This window comes from Enterobacter cloacae complex sp. 370H10 (assembly GCF_050031535.1).
In the GTDB taxonomy this organism is placed as follows: Bacteria; Pseudomonadota; Gammaproteobacteria; order Enterobacterales; family Enterobacteriaceae; genus Enterobacter; species Enterobacter intestinihominis.
Genome location: NZ_JBLGWG010000001.1, coordinates 3204553 through 3218243, shown reverse-complemented (window position 1 = coordinate 3218243; position 13691 = coordinate 3204553). Strand labels below are relative to the sequence as shown.

General features: G+C 55.1%; 12 protein-coding genes. 2 read left to right on the top strand and 10 right to left on the bottom strand.

Annotation, left to right across the window (positions count from 1 at the left end):
• Position 1 precedes the first annotated feature (1 nt).
• From ACQG2Q_RS15895 to ACQG2Q_RS15860, 8 genes are all read right to left on the bottom strand, one after another.
• Positions 2 to 1027: a microcin C ABC transporter permease gene (locus ACQG2Q_RS15895; RefSeq protein WP_063849714.1), complete on the bottom strand. Its 1026-nt coding sequence runs from the start codon at positions 1025 to 1027 to the stop codon at positions 2 to 4.
• A complete protein-coding gene (locus ACQG2Q_RS15890; protein WP_003859369.1) occupies positions 1027 to 2121 on the bottom strand; it encodes a microcin C ABC transporter permease YejB in 1095 nt (364 codons plus the stop codon). Before ACQG2Q_RS15890 ends, ACQG2Q_RS15895 begins: the two co-directional genes overlap by 1 nt.
• 9 nt (positions 2122 to 2130) lie before the next feature.
• Complete coding sequence (locus ACQG2Q_RS15885) at positions 2131 to 3936, bottom strand: extracellular solute-binding protein (protein WP_038416428.1); 1806 nt, start codon at positions 3934 to 3936, stop codon at positions 2131 to 2133.
• 75 nt (positions 3937 to 4011) lie between these two features.
• Entirely contained in the window at positions 4012 to 5565 is a 1554-nt protein-coding gene (locus tag ACQG2Q_RS15880; RefSeq protein ID WP_038416427.1) for a cyclic di-GMP phosphodiesterase, read from the bottom strand.
• A gap of 127 nt (positions 5566 to 5692) precedes the next feature.
• Complete coding sequence (mepS, locus tag ACQG2Q_RS15875; RefSeq protein WP_003859364.1) at positions 5693 to 6262, bottom strand: bifunctional murein DD-endopeptidase/murein LD-carboxypeptidase; 570 nt, start codon at positions 6260 to 6262, stop codon at positions 5693 to 5695.
• Positions 6263 to 6686: 424 nt separating this feature from the next.
• Positions 6687 to 7391, bottom strand: coding sequence for a phosphatase PAP2 family protein (locus tag ACQG2Q_RS15870; protein ID WP_023306616.1), 705 nt, complete (start codon positions 7389 to 7391; stop codon positions 6687 to 6689).
• 33 nt (positions 7392 to 7424) lie between these two features.
• On the bottom strand, positions 7425 to 8411 hold the full coding sequence (locus ACQG2Q_RS15865; RefSeq protein WP_022648724.1) for a CobW family GTP-binding protein: 987 nt from the start codon (positions 8409 to 8411) through the stop codon (positions 7425 to 7427).
• A 123-nt stretch (positions 8412 to 8534) separates the two neighbouring features.
• Complete coding sequence (locus tag ACQG2Q_RS15860; protein ID WP_063849713.1) at positions 8535 to 10001, bottom strand: mannitol dehydrogenase family protein; 1467 nt, start codon at positions 9999 to 10001, stop codon at positions 8535 to 8537.
• A 205-nt stretch (positions 10002 to 10206) separates the two neighbouring features.
• On the opposite strand from ACQG2Q_RS15860, the gene uxuA reads away from it, so the two are divergent.
• Entirely contained in the window at positions 10207 to 11397 is a 1191-nt protein-coding gene (gene uxuA / locus ACQG2Q_RS15855; protein ID WP_022648722.1) for a mannonate dehydratase, read from the top strand.
• Between the two features lie 116 nt (positions 11398 to 11513).
• Here uxuA and yeiP read toward each other — a convergent pair whose 3' ends face one another.
• Entirely contained in the window at positions 11514 to 12086 is a 573-nt protein-coding gene (yeiP, locus tag ACQG2Q_RS15850; protein ID WP_063849712.1) for an elongation factor P-like protein YeiP, read from the bottom strand.
• Positions 12087 to 12250: 164 nt separating this feature from the next.
• Between yeiP and ACQG2Q_RS15845 the strand changes: the two genes are divergently transcribed.
• Positions 12251 to 12505, top strand: coding sequence for a YkgJ family cysteine cluster protein (locus ACQG2Q_RS15845; RefSeq protein ID WP_023300591.1), 255 nt, complete (start codon positions 12251 to 12253; stop codon positions 12503 to 12505).
• Here ACQG2Q_RS15845 and setB read toward each other — a convergent pair.
• Entirely contained in the window at positions 12502 to 13683 is a 1182-nt protein-coding gene (setB, locus tag ACQG2Q_RS15840) for a sugar efflux transporter SetB (RefSeq protein ID WP_063841550.1), read from the bottom strand. The genes ACQG2Q_RS15845 and setB overlap by 4 nt on opposite strands.
• Positions 13684 to 13691: the final 8 nt, after the last annotated feature.

The window sequence follows — 13691 nt, the reverse complement described above, 5'->3', positions numbered from 1 at the left end:
GTCATACCGCCTTGTTGGGATCGAAGGCATCGCGCACGGCTTCGCCAATAAAAATCAGCAGGGAAAGCAGCACAGCCACGGAGAGGAATGCGGCGATGCCCAGCCAGGGGGCCTGGAGGTTGTTTTTGCCCTGCAACAGCAGTTCGCCAAGAGACGGTGAGCCCAGCGGCAAACCGAAACCAAGAAAATCGAGCGACGTCAGGGTGGTAATGGAGCTACACAAAATAAACGGCAGGAAGGTGAGGGTCGCCACCACCGCATTGGGAAGCATGTGACGGAAGATAATTGCGCGATCGCTCACGCCTAATGCCTGCGCGGCGCGAATATAATCGTAATTTCGCGTGCGCAGAAACTCCGCGCGCACCACGCCGACCAGTGCCATCCAGCCGAACAGAACGGTGATGCCTAACAGCCACCAGAAGCCAGGCTGTACTACGCTGGACAGCAGGATAATCAGAAACAGCGTCGGCATACCGGACCAGACTTCAATTACGCGCTGCCCCCACAAATCGATTTTTCCACCGTAATAGCCCTGCACGGCGCCCGCCACGACGCCCATTACGCTGCTTAAGAGCGTCAGAAGCAGCCCAAACAGGAGCGAGATGCGGGTGCCATAGAGGATGCGCGCCAGCACATCGCCGCCGTTGGCGTCCGTTCCCAGCCAGTTCTGCGAGGAAGGCGGGGAAGGGAAGGGGGTGGACGTGGCGTAGTTAATACTGTTCGCGCCAAAGCGAATCGGTGCCCAAAGCGCCCAGCCGTGCTGCGCGATCTGTTCACGTAACCAGGGATCCTGATACTCGGCTGGCGTCGCAAACGGACCGCCAAAATCGCTTTCGCTATAGGTAGTAAGCACCGGCACGTACCAGCGATCTTTGAAATGCACCAGCAGGGGTTTATCGTTGGCAATCAGTTCGGAACACAGACTTAAGGCAAACAGGACGGCGAAGATCCACAGCGACCAGTAGCCGCGACGGTTGTGGCGAAAGCGCGCCCAGCGGGCCTGATTGACGGGGCTTAAACGCGACATCAGCGGCCCTCAAAATCGATACGGGGATCGACCAGCGTATAGCTGATATCGCTGATGATATTCAGCAGCAGGCCGATCAGGGTGAAAATGTACAGTGTGCCAAACATCACCGGGTAATCACGGGAGACGGTGGCCTCATAGCCGAGCAGCCCTAAACCGTTGAGAGAGAACATCACTTCTATCAGCAGAGAGCCGGTAAAAAACATACTGATGAACGTGGCGGGAAAACCGGCAATCACCAGCAGCATGGCGTTACGAAAAACGTGCTTCCACATAATCTGCTTTTCACCGACGCCTTTGGCGCGCGCGGTGACGACGTACTGTTTGCGGATCTCATCAAGAAAGGCATTTTTGGTCAGCATCGTAAGCGCCGCAAAACCGCCGATAACCGTCGCCAGCACCGGAAGCGTGATGTGCCAGAAGTAATCGGTGATTTTCTGATACCACGGCAGCGTGCTGAAATCCGCAGAGACCAGCCCGCGCAGCGGGAAGAGATCGAAATAACTGCCGCCAGCGAAAAAGACAATCAGCAGCACGGCAAACAGAAACGCCGGGATAGCGTAGCCGATGATAATGAACGTGCTGCTCCAGATATCAAAACGGCTACCGTTGTAGACCGCTTTGCGGATCCCCAGCGGAATGGAGACCAGATAAATAATCAGCGTCCCCCACAGTCCGAGCGTGATGGAAACCGGCAGGCTTTGCTTGATCAGGGTTAGCACCGAGGCGCTGCGAAACAGGCTGTCGCCAAAATCGAAACGGACATAATCCCAGAGCATCCTGAAATATCGCTCGTGCAGCGGCTTGTCAAAACCATAGCGATGGGTGATCTCGGCGATCACCTCCGGATCCAGTCCCCGACCGCCCCGGTAGTGGCTTTCGCTGATATTGCCCACGCCCGTCCGGGCATGGCTGGCCCCCATTCCTTCACCGCCGCCGCCCGGCATGCCGCCAGCGTGACCAAATTCTATGGCCGCAATCGCCTGGTCCACCGGGCCGCCGGGGGCAATCTGCACGATAAAAAAGTTAATGGTAATGATGGCCCATAGCGTCGGGATAACCAGCAGCAGCCTGCGGATAAGATAAGCGCCCATCGTCACTCCTCAACGCCGCGCTGCGGGCAGTTTTGCGGCTTTATTCACGTCATACCACCACGTATCAAAACCAAGCGTATAAACCGGGCGAACGGCGGGCAGGGAGAATTTGTCCCAGCGGGCCACGCGATCTTCACCCATGTACCACATCGGCAGCATGTAATAGTTCCAGGTTAACACCCGGTCAAGCGCGCGCCCGAGCGGCAGAAGTTTCTCTTTATCGCCCTGAGCGGCAACGATTTTCGCGATCAGCGCATCAATCACCGGACTCTTTACCCCCGGAGCGTTGTAGGAGGAGTCGATATACCCCGATGCCCAGGAGATTTGCAGGTCTGAACTCGGCCACGGCTGGGCAGCCCACAGGGTTTGCATCATGTCGTAATCGCGACTGCGCTTGCGGTTGGTCAGCTGGGCAATATCGACCTGGCGGATATTCATGGTCACCCCAAGACGGGCAAGGTTCTTCTTAAACGGCAGCACCCACTGATCGTTTGCGCCGGAGGCAATCAGCAGTTCGAAGCTGAGCGGCTTACCAGTTTTAACATTTACTCGTAGCCGATTTTTCAACACCCAGCCAGCGTCATCCAGCAGTTTGCTGGCTTTCAGCAGGTTGTCCCGGTCGAACCCGTTTCCGTCGGATTTTGGCGGTTCAAATAGGCGGGTGAACACTTCCGGCGGGAGCTCCGCTTTCATTGGCGCCAGCAAAACCAGCTCGTCCGCGTGGGGATAATCACGGGCGGCATATTCAGTATTCTGGAAATAGCTGTTCGCCCGGCTGTAGGCTCCGTAAAACAGCGCTTTGTTCATCCATTCGAAATCAAACGCCAGGGTAATAGCTTCACGCACCCGACGATCGGAAAAAACCGGGCGCTGAATATTAAACGCCAGCCAGCGCGTGTCCTGCGCGGATTCGTTTTTATGTTCGTCTTTAACGATATAGCCTTTCGCGAAATTTTTTCCGATATACCGGGTCGCCCAGTTTTTGGCGCTGTTCTCGACACGTAAATCAAATGCGCCTGCCTTAAACGCCTCGAAGGCCACGTTATCATCCAGGTAGTAGTCGTAGCGGATTGTATCGAAGTTCCAGCGGCCCCGGTTTACCGGCAGCGTGGCTGCCCAGTAATCTTTCACGCGGGAATAGATCACGTACTGGCCCATTCGCCAGTCGGTAATGCGATACGGTCCTCCGGCCAGCGGCGGGGAAGAGAGGGGATCGCTCAGCTTATGGTTTTTCCAGAATGATTCGGGCATGACGGGCAGGGAGAACAGGCTCAGCATATTCTCTTTGTTTGGCTCAGGGAGTTCGATTCGCACGGTCAGCGGGGCGATGGCTTTCACCGTGGTGCCCTTGTACACCAGACGAAACTGCGGCACGCCTTCGGTCATAAATTTATGAAAGGTGAACGCCACATCGCGGGCGCTAACCGGCGTACCGTCGTGAAAACGCGCCCGCGGATTAATCGCGATTTCTGCCCAGCTAAAATCATCGGCGTAACGCACGTTCTCAGCGACCAGGGGATAATAGCTGCCGGGCTCGTCGTCGGAGGTGACGAACAGCGTGTCATAGAGGGATTCGGTACGCGCTGCCGCCACACCGCGCAGGGCGAAGCGGTTAAAGTTGTCAAACGTTCCGGTCGCGGAAAGCGTCACGTTCCCGCCTTTCGGGGCGGCGGGGTTCACATAATCGTAGTGAGTAAAGTTGACCGCATACTTCGGCTCGCCAATGACGGCAAAGGCCGTGCTCTCTTTGATGGTCTGCGCCTGGCTCGACAGGCTCACCAGCGCCAACAGCATCAATACAACGCGCATAATCATAGTGCGGCGGATCCCTTTGTTCACAGGCAGGCTCGGTTGAGGAGAATAATAAGGGACAGCGCCGTGATTGTGAAATTATTCCCCGAGCGTGATGTCGGGTTGCCACGTCCTGAACTGCTCCAGCGGCATTGGTCGGCCGATCCAGTAGCCCTGAAGATAGTTCACGCCATGCTCGCGCAGCCACGCCGCCTGCTCGGGCGTTTCAACACCCTCGGCGACGGTTAACATATTCAGGCGTTCTGCCAGCGTCAGCACCGCGTCAAGCACTGGCGAGGTAACGGTTTCAGTCCCGATGGCATTCACGAAGCCACGGTCAATTTTCAGGTAATCCATCGTGAAGCGTTCCAGATAGATCAGCGCGCTGTGGCCGGTGCCAAAATCATCGATGGCGATTTCAAAACCTTCATTGTGCAGCCATTCAAACAGCTGATTTGCCTCGCGGTGGTTGATCATGTCGCGCTCGGTTATTTCCAGCACAATCTGGAAGTGATCGGGCGGAAGGGCAGCGGCAAACGCGCGCATATCCTCCTTAAAGCTTTCCGCATGCAGATGACCGGGCGCGATGTTGATCCCAAACTTGGCACCAGGCGGGAGAACCGTTTGCAGGACAGGGGCATCGCGGATAATCAGGTCAAAAAGATGCAGCGTCAGCGGGACAATCAGCTTCTGCGCTTCAGCGAAGTTAATAAAGGCATCCGGTGGAATTTCGCCCATCACCGGGTGCTTCCAGCGCATCAGGACTTCCAGCCCGGTCATTCTGAGCGACTGCGCATCCACGACGGGCTGATAGACCACGTAGAACTGGTCGTGCTTGATGGCCGTAAGGATCTCTTTCCCGGGATTCAGACGGATAGTGAGAATATAGAAATTCAGCAGACCTGCCGCAATGCCGCAGACCAGGCCGAAGAACACGGCGTAGAGCAGTTCATCGGTCTTCCAGGCTTGCGCATAAACGTTAACGGTCAGAGGAATATTTTTCAGCGTGGCGGTGCGAGCGGGGACGTCAGGCAAATCCCGCGCCTGAACCAGCATTCCGGACTGGGTGGATAACGCGGAGTCGCCAATGACGATCGATATTCCGGAAAATTCATCCTGACGTGACGTATAAAGAAGGTAAGGCGTCAGGTTGATGTTCACGGAGGTAAATACGCCGCCGTCTTTTACCAGCGGATTGCGATACCAGATAGCGATCGCGGGTTTATCCGGCAGCATGGGCGTACCCGGCAGGAGCGCGATATCAACAGGTTTGCTGATGTGTAGCTGAGGGATAAGCGTTTCCATTGGGGTATTCATCGGACCTGTTGCCGAAGAGCAGAAGGCCTGTTTATCCCGGACCAGCAAAAAGGCGCGCACGTTAATACTGAAGGCCGCGCGTGAGGTGAGCGCCGCACTGACCTCTTCACAGCTGTTCAGCGTGAGCGGCTGGAGCGTATCAATAGAGGTTTTAAGCTCGTCGAAAAAGCTCTCCATGTAGACGCTTAAATCCGTAATGAGGGTATCGTACCTGACTTCTCGCTTGTGATAACTCCAGTAAAACTGTAACGCACTCAGAAGCAGGGCGGTAAACAACCCCGTCAGAATACTGAGAAACAGTATCTTGCGGTTGCTGGAGAAGTAGCGGGTAAACATAGATGTCGTGATTCCTGAAATGACGCGGGATGTCTATCAGTGTAACGGGCAAAAAAAAACACTGCCGGAGCAGTGCTTTTTTAATCGTATCGCCAGCCAAGGGATAACCAACGATACGACAGCAATATTAACTACGGCTCAGAACGCGGCGAGCTTCGTTGTAGCGCTTCTTCCAGTAAGGTTCGTTCATGCTGGAAATCGTCACACCACTGCTGGTGGAAGCATGGACAAACTGATCGTTACCGATATAGATGCCAACGTGTCGACCGGTTGAACCTGCTCTGAACAGGACTAAATCGCCCGTCCGCAGTTTAGTGCGCGAAATGGACTTGCCCATTTCCTGCTGTTCATAAGTAGAACGCGGAAGGTCTAACCCAAACTGCTCACGGAAAGTACGCTGTACGAATGCGGAGCAATCGATGCCTTTCTTGGTGCTGCCGCCCAGGCGGTAACGCACGCCTTTCCAGTCAGCATACTGATCCATAATACGCGACTTAACGTCGAGATTACGTACCATATTTTCAAATTCATCCTGAGAGGCTTGCAGTGAAGAGGAATCTTCCATTCCCACAACACGCGTCTCAGGATGCATATTCTTCGCGGTGTTCGTCGTACTACATGCCGAAAGCAGAACCGCCACTGCAATCGCCGGGATCCCCCGCAAGATATATCTCAAAATTGGTTGAGATTTGACCATTTTGTTTGTTTTCCCTTGAAGTCCTTAACGAAAATATCGTTATAAAAATGCCAACCGTGACGAGACTAATTATCTGTTCACAATGAGACAATTCTTTATGGTGAAATCTGTGGCACAACGCACAAAATTATTCACCACGATAATAATTATCTCAATGGGGCAAAACGAGTTCGAGGTTAACCGATTGCAAAGGGCATTGCGAGCAAAAAAGACCGTTTTTTTATAAGAAAATGTGATACACAACGTTACAGTGCGGAATTGCTCAAAATGCCGCCATTCATACCGGTAATCCCTGCAATTGCTTCATTTTTATCACGAATTGTATGACGGAATGATGACAGCGCTGAATGATGCCGGAAAGAAGTGACTCAGGGATCGAAAACGATCCCTGATGAATGGTGTTAATTAGCGTTATTTATTTGTTTCAGACTTGTTTAAATTTGCCGGGAAGATAGCGATCAAAAATACTTATTACGCGATCGCTCAGGGGAGTCATCAGCACCCAGGGTAAACCAATTAACACCGCCGTGAGGGAGCCTACGGCGATATCTGTCAGCCAGTGAGCACCAATCATCACCCGCGGGAATGCAAATACCACCACAATAACCAGGGCGATGGCGAAGGCTTTTTTACCGAAATAGCGCAGCATGAAGCCAGCAAAAATCAGCAGCATCATACCGTGGTCGCCCGGGAAGCTGTCCTTCGAGGCGTCTTTGGTTGGAATATGAAGCAGCTCGCTGACGCGGTTAATATTCGGGAAAGAGAGCGACGGACTGGCGCGTTTAACCGGCATCAGATGCTGCGCCAGCTGGTTGATAATCACGGCTGCCAGCAGCATGACCAGGCCGATAATCAGAATACGACGACGACCCGTTTTGTCCTCCTTCAGCCAGAAGGAGAGCATCAGACAGCCCATTGCCAGCAGCGAACAGCCGTCAAACGCGCGGTTGTTGGTGATCGCCACCAGCCACAGGAAGGCTTCACTCTTCGCCAGCGCCTGGTTAAAGAAGTGGAACAGCCCGGAATCCAGCGGGAACCAGAAACCGTGATCCGCCGGGATATACCAGGAGAAAAAGAGCGCCAGACCGGCAGCGTTGAGCAATAAAATAGCAGGAAGTCGAGTCGTCATAGTCTTCAGCAATGTGTGAAATCAGGGGCAACGTTAGCCGCCCAAACTTAAACGAAGCTTCAACAGGCTTGACTGGAGGGCATTCCAGTCGGTATTAACCGCACTAATTAACTCTATCCGGCTGTCGGGTGGTGCGACGTTCTGGGTTTCTATAAAGAAATCCTCGCCCTGACGATTAATGCGCACCAGACCATCCGGGGTGCGCATGATCCCTTTTACCCGCTCAACCGGCGCCAGTCTCGCCCATTCCAGTATACCAATGGTGTCGAAAACCGTATCGGCATCGAAGATCCAGCCGCAGGCCTGGTGTCCCTGGCCGCTGTTCAGATTTCGACGCCAGCGCTGATGTTCGGGCAGGCTCAGCGCAGCCAGACCTTGCTTCGCGCCGTGGCTATGCGAATGCTCTGCGCTGGCAGGCAGTTGCGTCTGGTTGAGGCGGGGAAGATCGAGCAGGGCGCCATCAATGTTGCCCTGGGTGGTCTGCACATACTGACGTCCACCGCCAGCCTGCTGCCACCAGGCATTGAACGCGGCCTGACTTTCAGGCGTCGCGCGATCGGATTTATTCGCCACGATGATATCTGCCGAGGCGAGCTGGTCGCGGAAATTGTCGTTATTGATCGCTTTTTCATCCAGCAGCTGGCGGGGGTCGAGCAGGCAAAGCGTCGCACGCAGCTCAAGCCACGGCTCGTAGACCGGGGCGGTCAGTAAATCAAGAATTTGCTTCGGATGACCCAGCCCAGTGGGTTCAATCAGCAGACGGTCAGGCTTGCCCTGACGCAGCAGCGTATTCAGCCCGACCTGCATCGGCAGACCATTCACGCAGCACATACACCCGCCCGGGATCTCTTTCACCATCGCGCCGCTGTCGGCGAGCAACGCGCCGTCGATCCCCACTTCGCCAAATTCGTTGACCAGCACGGCCCACTTTTCCGCCGGATCTTTATTGGCCAGCAAATGCAGAATGGACGTAGTTTTACCGCTGCCGAGAAAACCGGTGATCAGGTTGGTTTTGGTCACGTGCGCTCCGATAAATAATTGTGATGTAGTAACAACTATCTATCATCCTGACGAAAAAATCGGGCATTGAGAAGAGGGAGGGCGAACGGAGCGTAAAACCGTTCGCCTTAAACGCAATAATCGCTAAATTTTTAACGTTTCGAAAACGGCCTGACGCGCGCCGAGCCGGACGAGGCGCTGGTACGCGCCGGTGATTGCCTCGACAAAGACAGGGTTTTGCGGCAGGTCGTCGCCAAAGATTTCTTTTAGCCTCAGCAGGGCGCTAACGCGTTCTGCGTCACTGCTGGTAGCGACAATGGCCTGAAACTTGTCGCTCAGCGGATCGCGCACGTCAATGGCGTTGCCCTGGTCGTCCGTCCCGCTGACGTAGCGCATCCAGCCTGCGACGCCCAGCGCCAGTAATGGCCAGGCGGTGTTACGCTCAAGATGCATGCGGATCCCATCCAGCATGCGCTGAGGCAGCTTCTGACTGCCGTCCATAGCGATTTGCCAGGTGCGGTGCTGTAGCGCCGGGTTGGCGAAGCGGTCAAGCAGGCTGTCAGCATAGGCTGTCAGATCGACGTTGGTGATGCGCAGCGTAGGGGCCTGCTCATTCAGCATCAGCCTGCGGGCAGCCTCGCGGAAGCTGTCGTCCTGCATACATTCATTTATGTGCGCGTAGCCGGCAAGGTAGCCCAGATACGCCAGGAAGGAGTGGCTGCCGTTCAGCATCCGCAGCTTCATCTGCTCCCAGGGCAGGACATCCTCAACCATCTGTACGCCTGCAACCTCCCATTCCGGACGCCCGGCGACAAAGTTATCTTCCACTACCCACTGAATGAACGGTTCACAGCTGATGGCGCAGGGATCTTCAACGCCAAGTTCCTGGGTGATTTCCGCGAGTGAGGCGTCAGTGGCGGCGGGCACGATTCGGTCGACCATGGTGCCAGGGAAGCTCACGTGCGCCTCGATCCATCCGGCCAGCTCTGCGGATCGCTTTCCGGCCATGCCGAGAACGGCATTTTTCACCACGTGGCCGTTATCGGGAATGTTGTCGCAGGAGAGCACGGTAAACGCCGGCAGGCCGCGCTCGCGGCGGCGATGAAGCGCTTCGACCAGAATACCCGGCGCGGAATGCGGCTCAGACGGATGCTCAAGATCGTGCAGAATGCGGCTGTTGTGCATATCCAGTTTCCCCGTCGCCGGATCGATGCAGTAGCCTTTTTCGGTAATGGTGAGGGAGACAATGGCCACCTGCGGTTCGCAGAACTTCTCAATAATGGCTGCCAGCGAGTCGAGTTTTGCGTTCAGGCACTCTTTTACCGCACCGATAATAATGGGCTGATTGCCTTCGGCACCTTTCTCCAGCACGGTAAACAGATGATCCTGCGCGCGGAGCTGGCGCATGAGAACATCGCCGCTAAAGAGGCTAATCTCACAAATACCCCAGTCGCCTCCTTTGGCGTTCAGCACCCGGTTTGTTAACAACGCCTGATGCGCCCGGTGGAACGCGCCAAAGCCGAAATGGACGATGCGGGAGCGTAACTGCTCGCGATCGTAGCGGGGCTGCTGGACATGAGCAGGAAGCGCGGTGGAGGCAATAGTCTTCATGTAGTACACACCTGATTAACCATTAATTAACAATGCCAGTGTAAAGTTATATGACAACAAATTAAATTGGTAAGCCGTAAATATCCCGGTTATGTGAGTTTGATCAATCAATGTCGCGCGCTGTGTTGACCACTCCGATTAAACATGTATGGTAGTCGTCATTGAGGTAATTCATATTGGTATAACAACTTGAGAGGGTGGGGCAATGGAACAAACCTGGCGTTGGTACGGGCCGAACGATCCGGTTTCTCTTGATGATGTGCGTCAGGCTGGCGCAACGGGTGTGGTCACGGCGCTGCATCATATTCCGAACGGTCAGGTGTGGCCGGTGGAGGAAATCCAAAAGCGTCAGGCTCAGCTGGCAGAGAAGGGGTTAACCTGGTCTGTCGTGGAAAGTATTCCGGTTCACGAAGATATCAAAACCCACTCCGGTGAGTGTGAAACCTGGATTGCGAATTATCAGCAGAGCATTCGTAACCTGGCGGCCTGCGGTATTGATACCGTCTGCTATAACTTTATGCCAATTCTGGACTGGACGCGTACCGACCTGGAATATGAAATGGCCGATGGTTCGAAGGCGCTGCGTTTCGATCAAATCGCTTTTGCGGCTTTCGAGCTGCACATTCTGAAGCGTCCGGGGGCGGAAGCAGACTACACCGCCGAAGAGCAGCAGCAGGCGCTGGCGTGGTTCAATGCCGCCAGTGAAGCGGACATTGAGAAGCTGGTTCGCAATATTATCGCGGGCCTGCCGGGGGCGGAAGAGGGCTATACCCTCGATCAGTTCCGCGCGCGCCTGGCGGAATATGGCGATATCGATAAAAACCAACTGCGTGAAAACATGGCGCACTTCCTGCGCGCTATCGTGCCGGTGGCAGAAGAAGCGGGCGTGCGGCTGGCGGTCCATCCGGACGATCCTCCGCGCCCAATCCTCGGCCTGCCGCGTATCGTGTCGACCATTGAGGATATGCAGTGGCTAAAAGAGACGGTGGACAGTATCTACAACGGCTTTACCATGTGTACGGGCTCTTACGGCGTGCGTGCGGATAACGATCTGGTGCGGATGATCGAAACCTTTGGGGATCGCATTCATTTCACTCACCTGCGTGCAACCTGCCGTGAAGAGAATCCAAAAACCTTCCATGAAGCAGCCCACCTTGGCGGCGACGTGAACATGGTTGCGGTGGTGGATGCCATTCTCTCTGAAGAAGTACGTCGTAAGCAGGCGGGGGATGTACGTCCTATCCCGTTCCGTCCGGATCACGGGCATCAGATGCTGGACGATCTGCGCAAGAAAACGAATCCAGGGTATTCGGCGATTGGCCGTCTGAAAGGGATGGCGGAAGTGCGCGGTATTGAGCTGGCGCTGAAAATGACGAAGTATCCAGAGCTTCTGTAAGCCTGATTGCCCGGTGGCGCTACGCTTACCGGGCCTACGAAAAACCGGCTCTGAGGCCGGTTTTTGTGTTTTTGTAGGCCGGGTAAGGCGCAGCCGCCACCCGGCAAACGCCAGAATCAGTCAGCGCGACCCATATAGCGTTTTTCTTCGATATGGATACGGATTTTCTCGCCCGCTGACAGGTATTCTGGCACCTGTACGACCAGACCGGTAGTCAGGGTAGCCGGTTTGTTACGCGCGCTTGCAGACGCGCCTTTGATGCCCGGTGCCGTATCAACGATTTCCAGATCAACGGTCTGCGGCAGCTCCAGCGCCAGCAGCACGCCATCCCAGGTCAGCACCTGCATGTCCGGCATTCCACCTTCAGGAATAAACAGCAGCTCTTCTTCGATCTGATCTTTGGTGAAGATATACGGGGTGTAATCTTCTTTATCCATGAACACGTATTCGTTGCCGTCGATATAAGAAAAATCAACGTAGCGACGGGTCAGGGTCACGGTATCCACGATATCGTCGCCTTTAAAACGTTCTTCCACTTTCAGGCCGGTACGGACATCGGAGAAACGCATTTTATACAGCGTTGCTGCGCCACGGGCGCTGGGTGCCTGAATGTCGATATCTTTCACAATCAGCAGTTTGCCGTTGTAATTCAGTACCATACCTTTCTTGATTTCGTTCGCTCTTGGCATTGCAGTAATCCTGTTTACGGGAGGTAAAAAATATCGCGCCAAATTACTCGCGCGCGGCCTTTCAGGCAAGCGGAATTCGTGGGTTTTGCTATCAATACATAAAAGGTGTTACTGTGCGCGCAATGCCCGACTGCGCGGGCATCTGCCACCAACAGAGAGCATGTATGGATTGTCGTTCCGACTGTGGCGCGTGCTGTACCGCACCGTCCATCTCAAGCCCCATTCCAGGCATGCCACAAGGCAAGCCTGCCAATACCCGCTGCGTTCAGCTCTCTGACTCCAACCTGTGCATGATATTTGGCTCGCCTTTACGCCCGAAGGTGTGCTCCGGGCTCCAGCCTGGCGCCGAAATGTGCGGCAGTACGCGCCAGCAGGCCATCACTTATCTGCTTGAGCTGGAAGCGCTCACCGCGCCTTAAACGTCCTTAATTCGCGTCAGGCAGCTCAGCGTCAGGACGCACATCACCAGCGCAATCCAGAACACCGTATGATAGTTCCAGATTTCAGCCACAATGCCCGCCAGTGAGCCTGCAATAATCCAGCCCACGCGGGTGGTATTAGTATAAAGGGTAGTGGCAGCGCCTGCCTGACCCGGCATCAGATCCTGGAAGTAGAGCATGCCGATACCGGCCAGAATGCCGATGTAAATGGCGTTCAGCAGCTGTAAAGCAAGAAGCAGGGCTGGCGTATGAACCGTCAGCATACCGACATAAAACAGCAGCCCGGCAACGGCGGCGATGCGCATCAAAAAGCGCTTGCCGAAGCGCTTCGCGTAATAGCCCGCAATCAGCATGGTGGGGATCTCAAGCCCCGCGGCGGTTCCCATCATGATCCCGGCCAGCTTCTCCGGCAGATGCAGCTCATCAATAATAAACAACGGCATATTAATGATATAGAGGCTGTTCGTTCCCCACATCAGCGTACAGATAATGAATAACAGTAGTGCGTCGCGCCGGTTACGCCGCGGTGCTTCCAGCGTACCGGTCGCCACTTTCGGCTCTTTACGCATGGAAGGCAGGAAGAACCATACCATTGCGCCACACACCACGAAGGCTACCGCCGCGCTGAGGTACATTACCGTAAAGCCAAAACCCATTGCCAGTGCGTAGGCGAGCGGGGGGCCAATCACCCACGCAAGCGACACCTGCGCGCGCAGTATTGAGCTGAACATCACCGCTTCCCGCCCGGTGCGGTCGGCATGCTCGCGGGCAAGGGCGAACATCTGCGGGTTGGCGGTCGAGCCGAAGCTGCTCAGGAACACCCCAACAAACAGCAGAATGAAATAGTTGCGGTTCCAGGCAAACAACACGCAGGCGAAAACGCCCAGCAGACAGCAAAAGACGATCAGGCTTTTACGATCGCCTTTTCTGTCGGAACGCCCGGCCAGAAACTGGCTGACCAGGATGCCAATGATGGCGCTCCCGGTGAAGAAGAAGCCAACCATCGCCGGGCGGGCGTGGACTTCGTTGGTCAGAAACAGGCTCAGCGTAGGCGTTTGTAACGCACCGGCAATACCGGTGAGGAAAGCAACAATCAAAAACGCCGTTGACGTCAAATCAAAGGGCTTTGGTGAGGCGGCAGCGGGGGTGTTATGCATGTTCAGTC

Bases quoted from the DNA above. Each gene is read 5' to 3' on its own strand.
- ACQG2Q_RS15895 (WP_063849714.1), bottom strand. From the start codon at position 1,027: ATGTCGCGTTTAAGCCCCGTCAATCAGGCCCGCTGGGCGCGCTTTCGC.
- ACQG2Q_RS15890 (WP_003859369.1), bottom strand. From the start codon at position 2,121: ATGGGCGCTTATCTTATCCGCAGGCTGCTGCTGGTTATCCCGACGCTA.
- ACQG2Q_RS15885 (WP_038416428.1), bottom strand. From the start codon at position 3,936: ATGATTATGCGCGTTGTATTGATGCTGTTGGCGCTGGTGAGCCTGTCG.
- ACQG2Q_RS15880 (WP_038416427.1), bottom strand. From the start codon at position 5,565: ATGTTTACCCGCTACTTCTCCAGCAACCGCAAGATACTGTTTCTCAGT.
- mepS (WP_003859364.1), bottom strand. From the start codon at position 6,262: ATGGTCAAATCTCAACCAATTTTGAGATATATCTTGCGGGGGATCCCG.
- ACQG2Q_RS15870 (WP_023306616.1), bottom strand. From the start codon at position 7,391: ATGACGACTCGACTTCCTGCTATTTTATTGCTCAACGCTGCCGGTCTG.
- ACQG2Q_RS15860 (WP_063849713.1), bottom strand. From the start codon at position 10,001: ATGAAGACTATTGCCTCCACCGCGCTTCCTGCTCATGTCCAGCAGCCC.
- uxuA (WP_022648722.1), top strand. From the start codon at position 10,207: ATGGAACAAACCTGGCGTTGGTACGGGCCGAACGATCCGGTTTCTCTT.
- yeiP (WP_063849712.1), bottom strand. From the start codon at position 12,086: ATGCCAAGAGCGAACGAAATCAAGAAAGGTATGGTACTGAATTACAAC.
- ACQG2Q_RS15845 (WP_023300591.1), top strand. From the start codon at position 12,251: ATGGATTGTCGTTCCGACTGTGGCGCGTGCTGTACCGCACCGTCCATC.
- setB (WP_063841550.1), bottom strand. From the start codon at position 13,683: ATGCATAACACCCCCGCTGCCGCCTCACCAAAGCCCTTTGATTTGACG.